Source organism: Dyella sp. OK584, assembly GCF_057787755.1.
Genome location: NZ_CM173542.1, coordinates 2298199 through 2319244, shown reverse-complemented (window position 1 = coordinate 2319244; position 21046 = coordinate 2298199). Strand labels below are relative to the sequence as shown.

Genomic DNA, 21046 nt, shown 5'->3' with positions numbered 1-21046 from the left:
AATCTGAGCTGCTCAGGCTACCCGATGGTGGACAGCTTCGCAGCGACAACGACAGCGAGTACGTGGCGAGGCTGCCTGCCGGCGACATCATCCTCCCGCTCCGTCAAGCCCGCATCACGTCGCTCTCGCCACACCTGGCCACGGCCTTGGTGCAGAGCGATAAGACCAGAGAACCTTGCGGCAACGACTCGATGAACAACCAGGGAGCCCTCGTCAGTCGACCACACGCCAACTGGCTGCTGATGACACCATGACGATGACTTCACGTGAATCCATTGCCCGCATTGCCTCCATGATGAATGGGCCACCATGCCGGGGCTCATTTTCGTCGGGGCATGGTCAACACTGGCTGGTCAGCGGATAATTGCGAACTCTGTATCCAGCAGCAGCCCCTAATGTTCGTACCCGGTCAACGATGGATCTCCACCGCCGAGCCTGAGCTCGGCCTTGGCACTGTGCTGCGCGTCGAAGGACGTGGGGTGCAGGTGCTGTTTGCCAAGGCGGGCGTGCTACGGCCTTATGCAGTCGACTCGGCACCTCTGGTGCGCGCGGAGTTTCGCGCAGGCCAGCGCGTGGCTGGCAAAGGCCTCGCGTTCCTGGTCGAGCGGGTGGAAATCCGCGAGGAGCTGTTGATCTATCGCGGCGAGGGCCGCGAGTTGGAGGAAGGACAGCTCGATGACGAGCAGAGCGTCAGTCAGGCCGACGACCGCCTGATCGGCGGTCGCACCGACCCCGTTTCACATTTCGAACTGCGCCTGGAAGGCCTCAAGCGCCGTGCCGAGGCGCGTCGCTCGCCGGCGTGGGGCCTGGGTGCTGCCCGCATCGGCCTGGTGCCGCACCAGTTGCGCGTGGCCGGCATCGCTTCGTCGCGGCGCCCTCCCCGCGTACTGCTGGCCGATGAGGTGGGTCTGGGCAAGACCATCGAAGCAGGCATGATCATTGCTCGCCAGCTCGCCACCGGCCGCGCAGAGCGCGTGCTCCTGCTGCTGCCGGACACACTGGTCTACCAGTGGTTCGTGGAATTGCTGCGCCGCTTCAACCTCAGCTTCGCCATCTACGACGAGGAACGCTGCGACGCGCTGGAGCAGTCCGACGGCGGACGCAACCCGTTTGAGGACGAACAGCTGGTCATCGCCGACTTCAGCTTCCTCGAACAGTCGCCCAAGCGTGCAAGGCAATTGCTGGATGCACACTGGGACCTGCTGGTGGTGGACGAGGCGCATCACCTGGCGTGGACACCCGAAGCGGCGAGCCCGCGCTACACGCTGGTGGAGCAGCTTGCGGAGACCACTGCCGGTGTGATTCTGCTCACTGCCACGCCCGAGCAGCTGGGTCGCAGCGGTCATTTCGCCCGCCTGCGCCTGCTCGATCCGCAGCGCTATCACGATCTGGACGTCTATCTGTCCGAGGCAGACACGTTCCATAACCTGTCAAAGATCGCCAACCGCCTGATTGAGGGCGAACCGCTGGACCATGCGCAGCGCGCCATGCTGGCCGAGGCCTTCGTGGGCGACGAGCCGCTGCTGTCCCGTCTTGTCGATACGGCCAAGCCCGACAATGCGCGCGAGATTCTTGCCGCGCTGATCGATCGCCACGGCACCGGCCGTGCCATGTTCCGCAATCGTCGCGCCAGCATCGGCGGCTTTCCCAAGCGTCTGCCGGTGTGGCATGTGCTTGAGGCCGACACACTCAGCAGCGAAGGTCGCCAGACCCTGCTGGCCGAGTTCCACGCGGACATTCAACAACCGGCGCCGGCCATTGAGATCGATTACAGCGCCGATCCTCGACTGGATGCGCTGGTCGCCTTGCTCGAAGCCCATCCGAAGGACAAGTTCCTGCTGATCTGCCGCAGTCAGGCGAAGGTACTGGCTCTCGAAGAAGTACTACGCACGAAAAGCGGCGTTGGCGTGGCGCGCTTCCATGAAGGCCTCGGTATCGTGCAGCGTGACCGCAATGCGGCCTATTTCGCACAGCCCGACGGCGCGCGCCTGCTGCTGTGTTCGGAGATCGGTTCGGAAGGCCGCAACTTCCAGTTCGCTCACCGGCTGGTGCTGTGGGACCTGCCGCTTGATCCGGATCTGCTCGAACAACGTATTGGCCGCCTGGATCGCATCGGTCAGAAGCACGACATCAGCATTCACATTCTCACGGTGGCAGACAGCGCGCAGCACGTGCTGGCCCGTTGGTACGACGAAGGCGTGGAGGCTTTCCGCTCCAGCCCCGCCGATGGTCGCGAACTGCTTCGCCGCTACGGCGAATCGCTGGCACGACTGGCAGACGAACACGCACGCGGCGACGACAATCGCGACCAGGAACTCGATGTGCTGCTGGCGGAGACACGCGCGAGCCACGAGGAAATGGCTGCACTGATCCGTGACGGCCGCGACCACTTGCTGGAACTGGCTGCCAGCCGCGACCTGCACGCCGATGAGTTGCAGCAGGCATTCACGCGCGAAGATCACGACCCGAGTCGCGACGCCTTCATCCAGAGTCTGCTGGAGCGCTTCGGCATCCATGCCGAGGAACTGAGCAGCAAGGTGCTGCTGCTCGATCCGCAATATCTCTCTACAGACTCCCTGCCCGGCTTCAGTGAAGGCCCGCAGTCCGTCACCTTTGCACGCGAAGTCGCACTGGCTCGCGAGGAACTGCCGCTGCTACGGCTGGACCACCCGATCGTGCTCGGCGCACTCGATCTTGCGCTCTCCAGCGAACAGGGCAATGCCTCGTTCCTGGTGGACGATGTGCTTCCGGTGCGTAGTGCGCTCCTGCAGGCCGTGTTTCTGCTTGAATGTGTGGCCGACCGCAAGCTCGATGCCGAACGCTTCCTGCCGACACAGCCGATCGTCGTCACCATCGATACCCGTCTCGCCGAGCGCGCCGATTTTCGTCCGAGTGATATCGCACTGCGCAAGGCCGCCGATCGCAACATCGAAGTGACTCGCTACCGAAAGTTTCTTGCCAAGCTGGTGCCGCCCATGCTCGAGAAGGCCGAATCGTTGGCGGGTGAGCGCGCGCAATCCAGCATTGCCAACGCGCTGACGCAGGCCACCGACACGCTTGATGCGGAACTGTCGCGCCTGCTCGCACTGCGTGCAGTCAATCCTGCGATCAGTGATGCGGAAATCGGCGCGGTGGCTGATGAGCGTACGGCGTTGCTCGCAGCGTTGCCTGAGTCGCGGTTGCGGCTGGATGCGGTGCGCTTCGTGGTTAGCCCGGATTTTCTGGCGCTGCGTTGAGGGCTGGTCTGGGGCTTTTCGGAATTTTCGCGGTTGCGGCGATATGGGCTGTCGTCGCAAGTGATGCGGCTTTGGTTTGATCTCGAATGTTTGGCGTGGCGGCCAGCTTGCCGCTTACGACCGAAGGAAGTCCCCGTAGGACGTAGCGGGCGTTTAGACTGCGCGCCGGCTGCTGCTCCTTCTCCCCTTCGGGGAGAAGGTTGGGATGAGGGGCGGGTGCTTGCGATAGCGCTACAACCGAGTCATATCGCCAGCTTGCCGCTTACGCAGCGGGCGTTTCGATCGCCTGCCGGCGCTCGAGTCACTTTTCTTTTGCTGGCCCAAAAGAAAAGTAACCCAAAGAAAATGGCCTTCAAGAGCTGGCAGCGGAGCGATAAATAGAAGCTCTGAGGTTCAAGGCAAGCCGAGAGTGACATCGCGCTGCCTACAGCCAGCGGCTACACCGCGGCGCGTCAATTCGTAGAGGACTTAAGGCGTTCGCGTGGTGGCACGCTTTAAGCCCTCACCGCGCCGACGCCCCGCGGTGTAGCGGCGGTGTCTATCCTTGGGCCGCAAACCATCCGACTGGCCAAGCCCGCCAAGCTTGTATCCCACGCCCTGCTACGAGCTCTGGAAGGCGCTTTCTTTGGGTCACGTTTCTTTGAGCCAGCAAAGAAAGGTGGCTCGGCCGCCGGCAGGCGGTCGAAACGCCCGCTGCGTAAGCGGCAAGCTGGCGACATCGCCTGACTGTTGTGTTATCGCAAGCACCCGCCCCTCATCCCAACCTTCTCCCCGGAGGGGAGAAGGGGTAACAGCCGGCAGGTACTCGAAACCCCGCTGCGTCCCACGGGGACTTTCTTCAGTCGTAAGCGGCAACCTTGTCGCCACCCCACACGTTCGCGATCAGACCGCAGCCAACAGCAGCACCTCACGCGCCTGCATACGCCGCTTCACGCTGAACAACGCATAGCAAACCGTCAGCACTGCGATCCAAATCGCACCGACATACAACGCCACGCGGGTATCAGGGCTGTAACCGAGCATCACCAACACGAATCCCAGGAACGCCAGGCAAAGCACACTACTGAAAGGCCACGCGCGCAGACGGAACGCACCCAGCGCCTCCCCCTCAGCGCGCTGGCGACGGCGGAAGCTGAAATGGGCCAGCATCACCATCGTCCACGTCCACACCGTGTTGAACGACAGGATCGACATCATGATCCCGAATACCTTGGCTGGCAGCAGGTAATTCAGCAACACCGCGAACAACAATACGGCCAGCGTCACCAGAATCGCCCGCACTGGCACGCCATGCGCATTCACCTTGCTCAACACCGCCGGCGCCTGCCCCTTGTCGGCCAGGCTGTACAGCATGCGACTGCCGCTGAAGGTGGTGCAGTTGAAACCAGACAGCGCCGCGGTGATCACCACGAAGTTGATTAGGCCTGCCGCCTGCGGAATACCCAGTTTGGCAAACGTGGTCACGAACGGGCTGCCCTGCGTGCCCAGGCCGGTCCACGGATAGATCGCCATGATCACGAACAGCGCGCCTACGTAGAAGATCAGGATGCGCCACAGCACCGAGTTCACGGCGCGAGGAATGGTTCGTTCCGGTTGAGCTGCCTCGCCCGCCGCGATGCCCACGGTTTCCACGCCACCGAATGAAAACACCACGACGGGTAACGCCAGCACCATGCCCGTGAGCCCATGCGGGAACCAGCCGCCATGCGACCAGAGGTTCGAGAGCCCCGTCGGCTGGCCGCCATTGCCCCAGCCCAGAAAGATGATGGCGAGGCCGCCAGCGATCATCGCCAGCACGGTGAGTACCTTGATCAAAGTGAACCAGAATTCCATCTCGCCGTAGATCTTCACGGTGAGCAGATTCAGCCCTCCGATCATCAGCACGCTGCCCAGCACCCAGATCCAGCGCGGCCAATCGGGAAACCACTCGTGCATATAGGCGCCTACTGCAGTGGCCTCGGCCATGCCCACGCCTACCATCAGCAGCCAGTAATTCCAGCCGGTAACGTAGCCGGCGAAAGGCCCAAGATAGCGCTGCGCATAGACACTGAAGGAACCGGCCACTGGATCGTGCACCGTCATCTCGCCCAGCGCGCGCATGATGATGAAGATCATCACACCGCCGAACAGGTAGGCAAACAACACCGAGGGGCCCGCCAGCTTGATGGCGTCCGCCGAGCCCAGGAACAGGCCGGCGCCGATGGCCATGCCAAGCGCCATGAAAGTGATGTGGCGCGGGGTGAGCCGGCGCTGGAGATGCTGCGTCATGGGATGGCCGAATGAATGCGAAGGAGCGATCAGCGCCAGAGCTGGCGCTGGGGCTTGATGGGTAACTTGCCGCGCCAGTACTGGATCATGATGAAGCCACCAAGCATGCCGCCCAGGTGGGCGAAATGCGCGATGCCGGCCTGAGTGCCGGTCACGCCGAGCACCAGTTCGAACAACGCATATAGCGTGACGAACAACCAGGCGGAAATGGGGATCGGCAGGAAGATCAGCATCATCTTCTCGTGCGGAAACAGCATGCCGAACGCCAGCAGAATGCCAAAGATCGCGCCCGAAGCGCCCAGCGTGGGGTAGAAGCCGCCGGTGAACCATTTCACTACGACCAACTGCGCCAGCGCCGCCATCAGCAGGCAGACGAAGTAATACAAGGTGAAGTTGCGTGGACCGAACACGCGCTCGATCTGCCCGCCGAACATGTAAAGGGCGAGCATGTTGGAGAACAGGTGCAGCGTGCCGCCGTGCATGAACGCGTAGGTCACCATCTGCCAGACGCGAAAACCGATCGAAATGAGACCATCCGGGGTCTCGAAGATCTTATCTGCGCCCCACGGCCACAGGGCAAAATGCTGCACCAGTACATTACCCATCAGCTGCTGCAACAGGAACACCACCACGTTGGCAATCAACAGGTTGCGTGTGACAACAGGGAGATCGAACGGCATGTCGGGAGGCTTTCCGGGGCGGCAATCTGACCAAGCGTAACCGTACTGGGGCGCCGCCGCCACGCGTCCGCCAGCGGCTGGGACACCGCACCGCGACAATTCGCCTCATTCTTGCTCACACCCGATGACCTCGATCGCGTGAAGAGCTGGAGCACCTTCGACCTGTCCGTCGCTTGCACCGGACTTGCAAAAACCACCATCACGCTTGCCGTGCGGAATCTGCAAAATCGCCGTCCACCGTGCGCCCCTTCGACGCCGTACTTCGACATCACGCAGGCTGATCCGCACCGTCGTTTCGTTACGCTCGACGTCTGCCACAAGCTCTGATTTGTCCGGCAAATTCTTGCGACGACAGCATGTCGGATGCGCCCTATTCGATACGTTTTACCGGCATGTTCCGACACGCTAGATTGGCGACACTGTTTCATGAGGGAACGGGTATGCGTCACCTATGGATGATGTCGGCGCTATGTGTCGCTCTATGCGCCTGCCAGCATCATCAAGCAAACAATGACAGTGATCGTGGCAGCGCTGATGCGCGGTCTTCCTATGCCGATTTCTCGCCCGGCATCGTGGCCGACGACATGGCGCAGCATATGAAGGCGCTTTCCTCGGATGCGCTGCTTGGCCGCACCACCGGCGGCGAGGCCGAACAACGCACCACGCGTTACCTCGTCCAGCAATTCACGCGCATCGGACTGGAGCCCGGCAACAACGGCAGTTGGCTGGAGTCTGTGCCTTATATCGCAGCGAAGCTGCAGCATCCTGAGCAAGTGCAACTCACCATCGATGGCCATGACGGTTCCACTGCGCTCGCCTTCGGCCAAGACATGGTGGTGGGCACGCTCGATGAGCAAACGCATGCATCACTCGTCGCATCGCCATTGGTCTTCGTTGGCTATGGCATCGATGCACCGGGCGAACAGTGGAACGATTACGCCGGCACCGACCTCAAGGGCAAGACTGTCGTCATTCTTGTCAACGATCCGGGCTGGGCCAATCAGGATCCGAAGCTGTTCAAAGGTCGTGAATACACTTACTTCGGACGCTGGAACTACAAGTTCGAAGAAGCCGCGCGACAAGGCGCGACAGCAGCATTCATCGTGCACAACACGGATGCTGCAGGTTATCCCTGGCAAGTGGTGCAGCGCGGCTGGAGCGAAGCGCGCCTGGATCTTCCGAAGAAAGAAGAAAGCGTCCGGCATTTGCCAGTGGCTGGATGGCTTTCCACGGATGCTGCGCGCCGGCTGTTCGCACTTACCGGCGCGGATTTCGACGCGCTGATGCGGCGTGCAGCGCAACGCGGATTCACTGCCGTTCCGCTGCAAGCCACGCTCAGCGTTGCGTTCGACAGCACGATCAGCCACGGTGAATCGCACAATGTGGTCGCGCGGCTCAACGGCACCAGGCGCGCTGATGAAACCATCGTGTATTCCGCGCACTGGGACCATATCGCCACCGCCGGCGAGGCGCCACGCGGTACCGTGGACAACGCCACGGGCCTGGCTGGCTTGCTGGAGATTGCCGAGGCCTTTGCTCACCGCGCGCCCAAGCCTCGTCGCTCAGTCTTGTTCATCGCCACGACGCTGGACGAAACAGGATTGCTCGGCTCGCGCTACTACGTGTCGCATCCGCTTGTGCCGCTGGCGCGCACCGTGGCCGACATCAATCTCGACATGCTGCCGGTCAACGGCCCAGCCAGCGCGCTGGCCGTGATCGGCTTTGGACAATCGCAGCTTGACGATTACCTGGCCGAGGCGGCCCACGCGCAGCGGCGCGCGGTGATGCCCGACTTCGAACCGGAGAAGGGATTTTTCTTCCGCTCGGACCAACTGAGCTTCGCCCGTGCTGGCGTGCCCGTGCTGTATGTGCGATCCGCCGCGACGCAACCCGATGCTGCGCCCACCCGTGGCGACACTGCGCCGGCCCATGACAGCTTTGACCCAAGCTGGGACCTCAGCGGTACCGTGGCCGATGTCCGCGTCCTGTTCATGGTCGGCAGCCGGCTGTCGATGGAGGAGCATTACCCGCAGTGGAAACCGGGCAGCGACTTCCACCGCCCGGTCGGCATGCGCGGGCTCTGACTGGGAGCAACAGGCCAGCGGTACGCAGTCGCCCGCGGCACATCAGGCGCCGGACACAAAGACCACCGAGCCCCCAGCCCCACATGCCCTGGCAGTGTGCCGGCCCCAGCGCACCCGTCAGGCCGTAGAATGCCTCCATGAGCGATTCGCCACGCCATGTTCTGCTTGCGGGCGCCACCGGCCTTACCGGCGGGAAGCTGCTTGCTTTGCTGCTGGAGGATCCCGGCGTTGCCCATGTGCTCGCGCCGACGCGGCACGCACTGCCCGCGCATCCCAAGCTGGAAAACCCGGTGGGCATGGTCAGTCATCTGGCTTGCCAGCTTCACGGCCCCATCGACACGGTGTTTTGCTGTCTCGGCACCACCATTCGCCAGGCGGGTTCGCGCGAAGCGTTCCGCATGGTGGACTACGACCTGCCGCTGATGCTGGGCAAGCACGCGCTGGCGCTTGGCGCCAGCCACTATCTGGTGATCAGCGCGCTAGGCGCGTTGCCGTCATCGCGGCTGTTCTACAACCGCACCAAGGGCGAATTGGAACTCGCCCTGCAGAAGCAGGGTTGGCCGCGCCTGACCATCGTGCGCCCCTCCCTGCTACTGGGTGCGCGCCACAAGCCCCGCCTGGGCGAGGTCTTTGCCGCCCCATTCTCGCGTGTGCTGCCCGGGCGCTGGCGCGGCATCGAGGCGGGCACCGTGGCGCGTGCCATGTGGCGCCTCGCTGGCATGCCTGGCAGCGGTGTGCGCATTGCAGAGTCGGATGAATTGCATCAACTCGGCCACTGAAGCGGTTTCGTCCACGCACAAAAATAAGGCCGCCCATGAGGCGGCCTTTGACTGGCGGAAATACTGCAATCAGCCGTTGCGGGCGAGCGCATCCGGACGCTTGGCGCCGGCGAAGCGCTTGGCCCAGTACGACTCGTCCAGGCTGTCCACGCGCACGGTCTTGCCGTGCGATGGCGAATGGATGAACTGGCCGTTGGCGATATAGATGCCCACGTGCGAAATGCGGCCCTGGCCACGCTTGCCGGCGGTGCGGAAAAAGACCAGGTCGCCCGGCTTCATGTCGCCACGGTTGACCTTGAGGCCAGCCACGAACTGCGAGGCGGAATTGGTGGGCAGGTCCAGACCCACGGCATGGGCGAACACGTAGCGGACGAAACCGCTGCAATCGAAACCGGTGGAGGGATCATGCCCGCCGCGCACGTAACGGATGTCACGCAGCTGCATCGCGAGGCTGATCAGCGTCTTGCGCAGATCGGACGTCTCGCCACCCAGCGAAGCCACCGAACCGTCGGCAACGCCGGAGCCCGGCATGCCGTCTGAGTCCTGGTCGTCTTCTTCGACAGCCCAACCCGAGGCGGTGGTCTTGGTCGACGATGCGCTCGGCTGAGCAGGAAGCGCTGACTGCGCCAGGCTGGCCGCCGGGGCAAACACCGCCAGCTGACCCATCAGGTTCGGTGCGACGTTCGCGGCGGCAGAGGTACCTGCCTGGCCATTGAGAGGTTCGGCGAAGAGCGGAAGGGAGATGAGCAGTGCACCAGCAAGCGCAGCAGCGGCGATCAATCGCTTCGTTGGCATGTGGGACAAATCCCTTTGCAGTTCGTGAGTTATGCCGTCGGTTGGAGCCGCCGGCCGTGATGGTGATGTGAACTTAGCAAAGGGATATAGATCGTATGTTCGATTGGGGTTAACTAAACCACGTCGTTTCGAAACCTGGCACGGGCCGTGCTTCGTTATCAAGTCATTGTTTTTTGGTAGTAAATTACCTCGATGTGATTATTTTTTGATCAATTAGTGAACTAATTATTCAATTCAGTTCCGTACGTTTCAGACGTGCGTCACACGTCCACCGAAGATCGCGGTGCCGATTCGGACCTCGGTAGCACCTTCGGCGATGGCCAACGGAAAATCCCCGCTCATGCCCATGGAAAGCCTAGGCAACTCATGGCCTTGCAAGCGCGCCTCATCACGCAGCTGGCGCAACTGGCGGAAGCAGGCACGGACAGCTTCGGGGTCCTCAGACTGCACTGCCAGGGTCATCAAGCCACGCACGCGCAGGGTGTCGTAGGCACGCAGGGCATCCAGGAACGCCGGCAGCTGCTCCGGCGGCATGCCGTGCTTGGTGTCTTCCGGCGAAGTCTTCACTTCGATCAGGACGTCGATCGTGCGTCCTTCGATCTGCAATCGCCTATGCAGGGCTTGAGCCAGCTCAAGTCGATCGAGCGACTGCACTTCGCTGGCCAGTCGCGCCACATCCTTGGCCTTGTTGGTCTGCAGGGGGCCGATCACTACCCACTCGATTGCTTCATCGGCCAGCGCTTCCGCCTTGCTGCGGATCTCCTGCACCTTGTTCTCGCCGAAGCGCTTGAGCCCCAGAGCCATTGCTGCGCGCACCACCTCAGGCCCGAAGGTCTTGCTGACAGGCAGGACGGAAACCTCGGCCGGGTCACGGCCGGCTGCGCGGCAGGATGCATTGACGCGCTCGCGCACAGCGGCCCAGTTGGAGGCGAGGTAGGTGTAGTCGCTGGAAGCGCTGTTCATCGTTGGCAACCCAAGTCGGCGCCACACGTTTGTCATGCCGGCGCAAACCGGCATCCAGCGCCTTGCGGCGGCTAGCGACACTGGGCCCCGGCGTTTGCCGGGGCGACGGACGATCCGCGATGCCTAGCCCTTGGCACCCTGCTCGTAGTGGCGCGCCACCACGTCGGCTACCACCATCGATACCTTCTTGCCGGTAGGGATGTGCAGGAACTCGTTCGGGCCATGCGCGTTCGAGTGCGGACCGAGCACGCCAGTGATCAGGAACTGCGCCTTTGGAAACTTCTCGCCCAGCATGCCCATGAACGGGATGCTGCCGCCCTCGCCCATATAGGCCGCCGGCGCACCGAAATAAGCTTGCGAGGCCTCGGCCACCGCGCTTTCCAGCCACGGCGACAGTTGCGGTGCGTTCCAGCCGCCGCCATCCTTCTCCAGCTTGAAGGTGACCTTGGCGCCGTACGGCGGGTCCTTCTCCAGCAACTGCTTGACCAGCTGACCGGCCTTGGCGCCAGACAGCGTCGGCGGCACGCGCAGGCTCAGCTTCACCGACGTCTTGGGGCGCAGCACATTGCCGGCACTTTCCAGCGGCGGCATGCCGTCCACGCCCGTTACCGCGAGCTGCGGGCGCCAGGTGCGGTTGAGCACCAGTTCGGTCAGGTCTTCGGTAACCGGGTGCATGCCTTTCACGAACGGGAACTTGTCGTACACCGCCGTACCCAACACCTCGGCCGACTTCCTGGCCTGCTCGATGCGCTGCGGCGGGATGTCGACGTAGAGTTCCTTCGGCTTGATCGTGCCGGTCTCCTGGTCTTCCAGGCGACTGAGCAGCTCGCGCAGGATGCGGAAGCTCGACGGCACCACGCCCGATGCATCACCCGAATGCACGCCCTCTTCCAGCACCTGCACGGTGAGTTCGCCGCCGGTCATGCCGCGCAGCGACGTGGTCAGCCACAGCTGGTCGTAGTTGCCGCAACCGGAATCCAGGCACACCACCAGCGACGGATTGCCGATGCGATCGGCCAGATGATCGACGTAGTACGGCAAGTCGTAGCTGCCCGACTCTTCGCAGGCTTCGATCATGACCACGCAGCGCGCGTGCGGCACGCCCTGCTCATGCAACGCCAGCAGGGCGGCGAGCGAGCCGAAGATGGCGTAACCGTCGTCGGCACCGCCTCGACCATAGAGCTTGTCACCCTTCAGCACCGGCGTCCAAGGGCCGAGGCCTTCAGCCCAGCCAGTCATCTCCGGCTGCTTGTCCAGGTGACCGTACAGCACCACGGTGTCATCGCCGGTACCCGGCACCTCGATGTAGATGAGCGGCGTGCGGCCTTCCAGGCGCACTACCTCCAGCGTGGCGCCGGGCAGCGACGACAGCTTGCTGCGCGCCCAGGTCTCCATCAGCTTGACCGCGGCATCCATGTAGCCGTGCTCGACCCACTTGGGATCGAACATGGGCGACTTGTTCGGGATGCGGATGTACTCGACCAGCTGCGGCACGATCTCTTCATCCCACAGTCCGCTGATGAAACGGTTGAGGCGAGCGGTATCCATGGGACGACTCCTGCAGCGTGGGGAAAGGCGGCAATTGTATCAGCGAGGCCGAGAAGCACGCCGCTGCCCACATGATCTGCACCTCACTCGCACGCGGCGACCGCTGCAACCCTCACAGGGCGGCAGCCCCCAAGCTGACTGCCGCCGAACGCCAGCCCGGGCAGAGTCATGGGGCGGTCCAAACGGAGACCGCGTCCATTGATAGGGAGAACCCCCATGCGCAACAAGATCGCCGCCCTGCTCGTCAGCCTCGCCATGGCCCTGCCGGCCTTCGCCGGCACGCCGGTGAACGTCAACAAGGCGGATGCCGCCACGCTCGCAAAATCGCTGGATGGCATTGGCCACGCCAAGGCCGAGGCGATCGTGGCCTGGCGCGAAGAACACGGCCCGTTCAAGAGCGCGGATGAACTGACGCAGGTCAAGGGCATCGGCTCCGCCACGCTCGAACGCAATCGCGATGCCATCCTGCTCAGCGATGCCCCGGCCGCCGGCAAGGCCAGCAAAACACCGCCTGTGGTGCCGAAGGCCAAGCTCGCCAAGCCTGCGGGCGAATAATCAAACCCATCAGCCACTTGCGTTCATAAAAAAGGAACCGGCCGGGTCTGGCAACCCCGGCCGGTTGAGCCTACACTCGGCCGCCTTGCCGAGGGTTAGGGCTGTCATGATCGTTCCGCGTTACCGCATTGCCGCGTCGAAAATCGCCGGCGCGGGCCAAGGGCTGTTCCTAGAAGAGGGCGTTGCGGCGGGACAGATTGTCACCGCGCCGGACGCCATCGACCGCACCTACCGCCATGACGAGCTCACCGGCTCACCGGAGCTGTCGGCGCAGCTCTACGCCAGCGCCCGCTGGTTCGAAGATCGCTACACCGTATCGCCGGATTGGCCGGACGAGTGCTACGTCAACCACAGCTTCGAGCCGACTGGGCTGTGGCATCTCGGCTTCGTGTTTGCCACGCGCGATTTGCCCGCGGGCACCGAGATCACCATCGATTATCGCCACCTGCTGCCGCCAGGCGAGGAGGAGGCGTTCGTGGACACCGCGACCGGACGTAGCATCGTCGGCCTGCCCTGGATTGAAAGCCTCACCATCAGCACGCGCTCGCTCGCCGCCCTGCTCGATGGCACCCGACTTGCTTGTTGAAGACCATGATCGACATACCCGTCATTGAAACGGCGCGCCTGCGCCTGACCGCCCTCGCAGAGCGGCATTTCGACGACTACGCCGCCATGCTGGCCGACCCGGCCAGCACCCGCTGGGTGGGCGACGGACAGCCGCTGGATCGCACCAATGCCTGGCGCTCGCTCGCCATGCTGATCGGCCATTGGCAATTGCGTGGCTTTGGCATGTGGGCGCTGGAGCTGAAGGGCACGGGCGAATTCATCGGCCGCGCCGGCCTGATGCGCCCGGAAGGCTGGCCTGACCTGGAGCTGGGCTGGATGCTCAAGCCGGAGTTCCGTCACCACGGCTACGCCACCGAGGCTGGCAGCGCCATCCTCGATTTCGCCTGGCACACGCTGAGCGCTCCCCGGGTAATCAGCCTGGTGAAAGTCGGCAATGAGGCTTCCGACCGTGTGGCGGAGCGACTTGGCGGCGAACATATCGAGGACATGGATTTCTTCGGCGCCCACAATCACGTGTTCGCGTACTACCCGCCCTTCCCGGAAAAGCGGCGCGCCTGGGCATGAGCCAGTTGCTGCCGCTATCGGTCGAAAGCCTGAAAGCAAAGCCGTGTTCGGACGGCAGCGTGATGATTACGGACATTGCCCGCGGCCCGGATGACGATGGCTGGCGGTGGCGGCTGTCCATGATCGGAATCGGGGATCATGAGCTTGAATTTCCGACACATTCCGACATCCGGAGGCAGTTTGTGCCTCTGGACGGCCCCGTCGACGTCACCTTTCCTGACGGCCGCACGCAACACCTGAACCGGTTCGACGTGGCGCATTTCGACAACGCCAACGATCCCAGCGTCTGCCTGCCGGAATCCCCCACCCGCGCCTTCAACCTGAAGCTGCGCGAGGATGCGCAGGGGGAACTGATCGCACGCCCGCTGAATGGCGCGATGGTGCTGCTGGCTCCCGCTGGCTGGCGCTGGTTTGTGTTGCTGCTGTCCGGTCAGGCCAAAGTCATCGCCGATCATCGATCGCGTGCGATGTCGCCGGACGACATGATGTGGATCGACCCGATCCCCGGACACCCCGTCCGTATCGAGGGTGGCGGCGACATCGTGCTCGCACGGCTGCCTGTCGTCTAAGCACGCCCAACGCCAATGTCTTTTCCGTAGGAGCGCACCCTGTGCGCGACAAGCCGATGGAACGGTGAAACCGCAGCGCCTCGGTCGCGCACAGGGTGCGCTCCTACAGAGGATGTTACGACAAGCCTGAGCGTCGCGAGCCACCCAGCGAACGCGCGACTTCCGTCAGCGCGAACAAGCGCGCCACGCGCGTCCAGCCCAGCGTCGCCATGACCAGCAAGCTGAGCAGGAATCCCAGCACCAGGCCTTGTGTGCCCACCGCCAGTATTTGCACGCGAGCCAATCCAAGGGCGAGGGCCACCGCAAAACCAGCCAACGTCACCACGAGGTAGGCGAACAGGGTAGAGAAAGGCCGCCGCAGCAACTGCATCAGTCCGCGTCCCATCGCCATGGTGGCCGACCGCAGCGTGGTGTCGGCAATGAACGCAGCGCGCGCCGATTCCACCCATGCCTGCGCGATCACGACCACCAGGCCCGACAGCCACCACGCCAGATGCTGCCCCGCCAAGGCGCGCGACTCCAGCACGGCGGCATCGGCGTGATCGTCAGCCTTGTCCAGCCCGAACTGCACCAGAAAGCCGGCCGCGGCGTAGGGAAGCAACGACCAGAGCATTACTCGGAACATGCGGCCGTACTCCGACACCCCCCCTTGCAGCAGCTGGCCGAAACCCAGCGCGCGCGCCGCGCGACCACTCGCCACTACCATGCCGTTGAGCCACGGGAGCAGCAACAACGCGAACAGCAAGCTGGCCATCGCGGCACCATGCAGCACGGCGTGCTGCTGACCAAACGCCTGCTGCACGTCGCTGACCATCAGCATGTCGAACTGCCGTGCCCACTCGCGAGCATGCGTCGAGTGATTGAGCAGGCCACCCAACGCCTGCATCAGCGGCAGCACGGCCATCGCCACCGGCAACAGCAACAGCGCTATCCACAGCAGCAACAGTCGCCATTGCAGGGCGGCAAACGGGGCCAGCGCCACGGCGCCAAAGTCGACACGACGGGAACTGTTGTAGGCCATCACAGCGTCACCAGAAATGCGTAGAAGGCCTGCAGCACGGCTGCGGCATCGGCCGTCCAGCGTCGCGAGGCGGAAGCGTCGGACTTCACCGTGCGACTGTCGTTGAGTTTGTTCGCGTCGAGCAGGATTTTTCGCGTGGGATCAAGCTCAGCCGATATCACCTTGGTCGGTCGCGTGAAAACGAAGCGCGCCCAACGGCGATCGTCGTCCCAGCGCACGTCTTCATGGCTGCCATCGGCGAAAGTGACGCGCAACAGCTGAGGCACCTGCGCACCTTCACGCACGACCGTCACCGTGCCGCGCCAGAGGAAAGGACCAGGATTGCCGGACCCCGTATGCGTGTGGGATTGCTTCCACGCGTCACGTTGCTTGTCGACCTGTTCGTCGCGGTCATCAACCACCAACTCGCTGCGCTGGCCTTGCTTCACCCAGCTGCCCGCAAGCGGCAGTACTTCCTGGTTGTCGATGGCATCGACACGATCGTCGATGCGCGCCGTGCCATACACGAACTGGTCGAATATCTCGTTGACCGCACGCGCGTTGCCCGAGACGTCGATCAGCGTCGCACGCAGGTCGGCCACCGACGGATGACGGAAATGCCAGCGGCGGTAGTACTCGCGAAAGCCGCGCTCCATCACGTCCTTGCCCAGGCGTTCTTCCAGATCGTGCATGGCCGTGGCGGTGCGCGAATACACCGTGCCGTAGCTGGTGCTTGAATAGCGATCCCAACTGTTCTTCCCCAATGCATCGTAGGGACGAACCAGGCCGGCATACATGCGCTCCATCGTGAACACATCCATCGACGGCGTGATGCCAGCGCGACGCAGCCAGGAGCTTGGCACCAGGATGCGCTGGTCGCGCTCGCGCAGCATGCGCTCGTCCCAGTACTCGTTCATGCCCTCGTCCAGCATCGGCTCCTCGAATTCGTTCGAGGCGAGCAGGCCGTAGAAGTAACCGTGGCCGAACTCATGGATGGTGACGAAGTCGATGTCCCACTGGTTCGACGTCTCCTTGTCGATGCTGGCGTAGCCCTCGGCCGTGAAGAACGTCGGGTATTCCATGCCGCCGGCCTCGTCCGCATTGAACGGCGGCACCACCGCGGTCGCCGTGCGATACGGATAGGCACCCAGCTTGCTGGAGAAATAGCTGAGCGAATCCAGTGTCGCCTTGAGTACCGGCTGTGCGCTGTCAACATATTCGGGCGGATAGATCACCCGCACGGCCACCTTGGGGCTACCTGGCCCTTGCCAGGTGGAATCCAATGTCTTGTAACCCTTGGCGGCCACCCAGGCGAAGTCGTGCACATCGCCCTGCACGAAGTGATAGGTGGTCTTGCCATTGCCTTGTTCGGACTGGCCTTCAAGCGCGCCCACTGCGCCGACGGTGTAATTGGAAGGCACCGTGAGCCGTACGTCGAAACTGCCGAAATCCGCGTAGAACTCGCTATTGAAGTGGAACTCGTGCACATTCCACTGCACCTGCGTCGCACCCCGCTCGCCCGGAAGTTCCAGCACGCCAATCTTGGGGAACCATTGCCCCACCAGATTGAAGTCGCCCCACCAACCGGTACGCTCAACCACACGCGGCAACTGGCTGAGGAAGTCGATATCCAGGGTCAGCGTGCCGCCCGCAGGCACCGGCACGGCGAGGTCGATGCACGCTACCGTCTGGTCGGTCGCCGGGCCGTCATCCGGATGCACGAAACCCCATTTGAGCGCAGCGCCACCCTGCTGCACGCTCTTGAGGTCGATCCAGCCCCATTGGTTTTTCTTCAGCGCCGCCACGCCGCGCGAATGACCTTGCGCGGTAAGCACGCTGCGCTCGGTGAAGAAGGTGCTGCCTTCGTTCTGGAAAGCATTGAGGTAGAGGTGCAAATAGATCCGGCTGACCGGCTGGCTGCTGCGGTTGCGCCAGGTGAGCTGTTCGCTGCCCTTGATGCTGTGCTTGGCCGCATCCAGCTCCGCGTCAATGCGGTAGCTCACCACGCGATCTGAAAGGGTTGGCTCGCTGCCAGTGCGCACGCCACCCCAGGCCTCGGCGGCACTCGGTTCGCGCGGCGCCTCGGCATGCGCCTTGGCGAAAGGGATCACTGTCGGCACGGCGGCGGCCGGTGCCTCCTGCGCGTGCGCCGTCCATGACAGCGTCAAACACAACGCCACGACCAGCCAGCGGCCCGGCCTGTTTTCTACCCACTTCCCCATGATGCCCTCCCCCGAAGGAGCAGGGAGCGTGAGGCATCAGCGCGTAGCGCTCCTATAGGCCAGAGGTCATGCTACTGCTTACGCCCCCTCCCCGGCAGAGAGAGGCAGGGTGAGGGGCCACTCTTGCGATAGCGCATGTTGCCTTTTCGCCTGTATGTAGGAGCGCACCTGTGCGCAACCGATTCTTGCTTCAGGGTTGAGTATTTCCGCTAGCGTGCCGCTTACGACCGAAGGAAGTCCCTGTCGGACGCAGCGGGCGTTTCGATCGCCTGCCGGCGACGCAAAGCTAGTCCCTGTGGGACGCTCGAGTCACCTTTCTTTTGCTGGCCCACGCACGCGCAGGAGCGCGTGCGAACGGCGAAGCCGGCCCGAAGGGCGCAGGGCAAGATGCCCGGAGTCAAAGAAAAGTAACCCAAAGAAAATGGCCTTAAGGGCTCACAGCGATATGTGGAATACAAGCGCTGACTTCGGAGGGTTTCGGCCGCGCGACGTGCTACCTCAATGACGGTGGCTACACAGTAACGCGTCGGTGTACTGAGGGCTTAAAGTAAAGCTCGCTCTCTGCGCCATCTCCCTTCCGAGGAGAGGGCTGGGGTGAGGGGTAGACGCTCGCAGGATCAGGCGCTCAATACACGTCTCGTTTGTAACGCCCCTGCTCGCGCAACAGCTCCACTTCAACATCGCCGAGTATGGCCCGCAGTACCGCATCCACTCCAGGCGCCATACCGACAAGACTGCCGCAGACGTATATGGCTGCGCCCTCTTCCAACCATCGATGCAGATCACCAGCCGCATCTCGCAGGCGATCCTGCACGTAAATGCGCTCGGCTCCGTCACGCGACCATGCCAGATCCAACCGTGCGAGATGGCCTTGCCGCTGCCACCGCACGATCTCCTCACGATGGTAGAAATCGTGCGACGCCTGGCGCTCGCCGAACAGCAACCAGTTGCGCGAATGACCGGCCTCGACGCGCGCCTTGAGCAGTGCGCGCAAACCGGCCAGACCAGTGCCGTTTCCGATCAGGATCACTGGGCGATCATCAGGCGGCGCGTGGAAGCCGGCGTTGGATCGAATGCGCAACGCGATCTCGCTACCGATCTGCGCATGTTGTGTAAGCCAACCCGAGCCGATGCCCGGCGTCCCGTCGTCACGCCGCATGCAACGCACCAGCAAATGCAGCGCACCGTCAGAGGGCAGAGAAGAGATGGAGTATTCGCGATGCGGAAGCGGCTGCAGACCGGCGACGATTTGCGCTGGCGAGCAGCCAACGACTTCATCGCGCGCAGGAAGATGGCTACCGGTCAGCCAGTCTCGCAAGGTGGCAAGTTGCCCTTCGTGCTCGATCGTTGCATCGCCATCACAACGCATTTTCTCAAGCCAATGCTCCACGCTGGCGAATGCGTGGCGCGGGCCGATCTCCACCAGATCACCCGCCTGCCACGCGGCCGTTCCTTCCAGCGGTTGCAATGCGAGATGAAAGCAGGGAGAACCGAGGCTTCCCGGATTGAGTAGACGGCGCTCCACCAGTTGCCAACGCTGATAGTCCGGGCGCTGCCAATCTGGCAATTCGGCAATACCGGAAAGCAACGAAAGGTGGTGCTGCCAGTGTCGCAACGCAGCGGGATCACCATTGTCCACTTCCACCGGATCGAACAACGGTGTCGCGTCGCTGCGTTGCAGCCATTGCCGCAGCTGGCGCCCGAAGCCGCAGAAATCGTCGTAGTCGTGATCGCCAAGCGCCAGCAGCCCATAGCGCAAGTGCGCCAACGCAAGCGGCTCGCGCATCCAGCGTGTGACGAAGCGGGCAGCGCTGTCTGGCGCATCGCCCTCTCCCGTGGTGCTCACGACGAACAACATGCGCTGCGCATGCATCAGCGTGCCGTCATCGAGCGAACCGAGTTCGATCAGCTGCACGCTCATGCCGGCCTGTTGCAGGCTTTGCGCCGTTTGTCGCGCCAGCTGTTCCGCCGTGCCCGTTTGGCTGGCGAAGACGATCAGCATCGCATCGTCCTGCGGTGACCCATAAGCCTGCGTCAGTGCGAGCTCGCGTTTCGCCACTCGGCGATGCCAGCCGAGCCAGGCCGTGAAACCAACCCATGCCAACAGCGCGGCCAGCGCTTCCAGCCAGCGCGCCACGCCCGGATCGCGCCATTCCCATTCGCCCGTATGCAGCATCAACAATCCGGCCGCGAGTACGGCCAGCGCTACACACCATGCGACATTGCCCCACGTCGCGCGCTCCAGCGGTTTCGCAGGTGTACTCACGACGCGAGCGCCGCAGCGAACGCGGGCGAAAGACGTTCCTCCAGGCCATGCTCACCACGCAGGATGAACATCACGGCAAGCCCACGCTCGCGCGCAAAGCCAAGCCCGTGCTCCGGCCCGAGCACGGTCATCAGCGTGCCCAGCGGGTCGGCCTGTATGGCCTCATCGGCGACCACGCTGACCGACGCCACCGCATGCGGCACGGGTCGCCCCGTGCGTGGGTCAATGTGATGTGAGTAGAACCCGCCGCCGACTTCGAACTGGCGCCGATAGTCGCCCGAGGTAGCGATGGCGCGGCCGCTCAACATGAGCACCTGGCTGAGCTGGTCGGCACGCTCAACCGCGCCGACGGCCGCGCCAGGACGTTCGACACCAATGCGCCACGGCGAACCATCCGGCTTCACACCTTTGCCTTTCAGCTCGCCGCCTACTTCCACCAGCCATCCGCCGACACCAATGCTGTCCAGATAACGTCCGACCAGATCGACGCTGTAACCCTTGGCAACCGAGGAGAGATCGAGATAAATGCCGCCGGGCTGATACAGGCTGTGCGTGACCTCATCAAGCTTGAGCTTCCACCAGCCGATACGCTCGCATGCCAGGCTGATGGCCTCGTCCGAAGGTAAATCGCCGCGAGATGCATGCGGACCGAAACCCCACAGATTCACCAGCGGCCCCACCGTCGGGTCGTACGCGCCATCGCTCTCGCGCGCCACCTGCAGCGCGTGCTTCACCACCTCGAAGCATTCGGCCGGCAACACATGCCACGTGCCGGCGGGCGCAAGGTTGAAATGCGACAGTGCTGACTGTGGCTTGTAGGTACTCATCTGGCCATCGACCAGATCGAGCGTCGCCTGGATGCCGTCGTGCCAGCTCCGCAGCGACAGATCGACAGGCAACACTGCGCGTACCGACCAGGTGGTGCCCATGGTCTGGCCTTGCGTGGATTG

Annotated in this window: 17 protein-coding genes; 8 read left to right on the top strand and 9 right to left on the bottom strand. The window is 63.3% G+C overall.

From position 1 onward, the window contains the following. Nucleotides 1-395 precede the first annotated feature (395 nt). Nucleotides 396-3236 carry an RNA polymerase-associated protein RapA gene (rapA, locus tag AC3CBN_RS10270; protein ID WP_488632933.1) on the top strand — a complete coding sequence of 947 codons (2841 nt, stop codon included), beginning with the start codon at nucleotides 396-398 and terminating at the stop codon, nucleotides 3234-3236. Nucleotides 3237-4118: 882 nt separating this feature from the next. On the opposite strand, the gene AC3CBN_RS10265 is transcribed toward rapA, so the two are convergent. Together AC3CBN_RS10265 and AC3CBN_RS10260 are read right to left on the bottom strand one after the other, a co-directional pair. Beyond that, on the bottom strand, nucleotides 4119-5504 hold the full coding sequence (locus tag AC3CBN_RS10265) for an amino acid permease (RefSeq protein WP_488632932.1): 1386 nt from the start codon (nucleotides 5502-5504) through the stop codon (nucleotides 4119-4121). A 29-nt stretch (nucleotides 5505-5533) separates the two neighbouring features. Then, on the bottom strand, nucleotides 5534-6184 hold the full coding sequence (locus tag AC3CBN_RS10260; protein WP_488632931.1) for a rhomboid family intramembrane serine protease: 651 nt from the start codon (nucleotides 6182-6184) through the stop codon (nucleotides 5534-5536). 111 nt (nucleotides 6185-6295) lie between these two features. Here AC3CBN_RS10260 and AC3CBN_RS10255 point away from each other — a divergent pair, with 111 nt between their 5' ends. The 3 genes from AC3CBN_RS10255 to AC3CBN_RS10245 all read left to right on the top strand — a co-directional run bounded on the left by AC3CBN_RS10255 (nucleotide 6296) and on the right by AC3CBN_RS10245 (nucleotide 9047). Then, on the top strand, nucleotides 6296-6511 hold the full coding sequence (locus tag AC3CBN_RS10255; protein WP_488632930.1) for a hypothetical protein: 216 nt from the start codon (nucleotides 6296-6298) through the stop codon (nucleotides 6509-6511). Nucleotides 6512-6540: 29 nt separating this feature from the next. Further along, nucleotides 6541-8268, top strand: a complete 1728-nt coding sequence (locus AC3CBN_RS10250; RefSeq protein ID WP_488632929.1) for a M28 family metallopeptidase — start codon at nucleotides 6541-6543, stop codon at nucleotides 8266-8268. Nucleotides 8269-8405: 137 nt separating this feature from the next. Then, nucleotides 8406-9047 carry a Rossmann-fold NAD(P)-binding domain-containing protein gene (locus AC3CBN_RS10245; protein WP_488632928.1) on the top strand — a complete coding sequence of 214 codons (642 nt, stop codon included), beginning with the start codon at nucleotides 8406-8408 and terminating at the stop codon, nucleotides 9045-9047. Nucleotides 9048-9116: 69 nt separating this feature from the next. Here AC3CBN_RS10245 and AC3CBN_RS10240 read toward each other — a convergent pair whose 3' ends face one another. From AC3CBN_RS10240 to AC3CBN_RS10230, 3 genes are all read right to left on the bottom strand, one after another. Beyond that, complete coding sequence (locus AC3CBN_RS10240) at nucleotides 9117-9842, bottom strand: C40 family peptidase (RefSeq protein ID WP_488632927.1); 726 nt, start codon at nucleotides 9840-9842, stop codon at nucleotides 9117-9119. A 249-nt stretch (nucleotides 9843-10091) separates the two neighbouring features. Further along, nucleotides 10092-10805, bottom strand: coding sequence for a YggS family pyridoxal phosphate-dependent enzyme (locus AC3CBN_RS10235; protein WP_488632926.1), 714 nt, complete (start codon nucleotides 10803-10805; stop codon nucleotides 10092-10094). Between the two features lie 123 nt (nucleotides 10806-10928). Further along, nucleotides 10929-12353 carry a M20 family metallopeptidase gene (locus AC3CBN_RS10230; RefSeq protein ID WP_488632925.1) on the bottom strand — a complete coding sequence of 475 codons (1425 nt, stop codon included), beginning with the start codon at nucleotides 12351-12353 and terminating at the stop codon, nucleotides 10929-10931. Between the two features lie 216 nt (nucleotides 12354-12569). Here AC3CBN_RS10230 and AC3CBN_RS10225 point away from each other — a divergent pair, with 216 nt between their 5' ends. From AC3CBN_RS10225 to AC3CBN_RS10210, 4 genes are all read left to right on the top strand, one after another. Next, complete coding sequence (locus AC3CBN_RS10225; protein WP_488632924.1) at nucleotides 12570-12908, top strand: ComEA family DNA-binding protein; 339 nt, start codon at nucleotides 12570-12572, stop codon at nucleotides 12906-12908. 106 nt (nucleotides 12909-13014) lie between these two features. Then, complete coding sequence (locus AC3CBN_RS10220) at nucleotides 13015-13494, top strand: SET domain-containing protein-lysine N-methyltransferase (RefSeq protein WP_488632923.1); 480 nt, start codon at nucleotides 13015-13017, stop codon at nucleotides 13492-13494. Nucleotides 13495-13499: 5 nt separating this feature from the next. Then, the gene (locus tag AC3CBN_RS10215; RefSeq protein ID WP_488632922.1) at nucleotides 13500-14039 is read left to right on the top strand and encodes a GNAT family N-acetyltransferase; all 540 of its coding nucleotides are present in this window, start codon (nucleotides 13500-13502) and stop codon (nucleotides 14037-14039) included. Then, nucleotides 14036-14608 (top strand): HutD family protein, encoded by a 573-nt coding sequence (locus AC3CBN_RS10210; RefSeq protein WP_488632921.1) that lies wholly within the window; start codon nucleotides 14036-14038, stop codon nucleotides 14606-14608. Before AC3CBN_RS10215 ends, AC3CBN_RS10210 begins: the two co-directional genes overlap by 4 nt. Nucleotides 14609-14723: 115 nt before the next feature. Here the strand turns inward: AC3CBN_RS10210 and AC3CBN_RS10205 are convergent, their stop codons facing one another. From AC3CBN_RS10205 to AC3CBN_RS10190, 4 genes are all read right to left on the bottom strand, one after another. Next, entirely contained in the window at nucleotides 14724-15629 is a 906-nt protein-coding gene (locus AC3CBN_RS10205; protein WP_488632920.1) for a hypothetical protein, read from the bottom strand. Continuing rightward, nucleotides 15629-17830 carry a M1 family metallopeptidase gene (locus tag AC3CBN_RS10200; protein ID WP_488632919.1) on the bottom strand — a complete coding sequence of 734 codons (2202 nt, stop codon included), beginning with the start codon at nucleotides 17828-17830 and terminating at the stop codon, nucleotides 15629-15631. Before AC3CBN_RS10200 ends, AC3CBN_RS10205 begins: the two co-directional genes overlap by 1 nt. Nucleotides 17831-18455: 625 nt before the next feature. After that, nucleotides 18456-20096, bottom strand: a complete 1641-nt coding sequence (locus AC3CBN_RS10195; protein ID WP_488632918.1) for a sulfite reductase subunit alpha — start codon at nucleotides 20094-20096, stop codon at nucleotides 18456-18458. Continuing rightward, complete coding sequence (locus AC3CBN_RS10190; RefSeq protein WP_488636708.1) at nucleotides 20093-21025, bottom strand: FAD:protein FMN transferase; 933 nt, start codon at nucleotides 21023-21025, stop codon at nucleotides 20093-20095. The genes AC3CBN_RS10195 and AC3CBN_RS10190 overlap by 4 nt, the downstream gene beginning before the upstream one ends. Nucleotides 21026-21046: the final 21 nt, after the last annotated feature.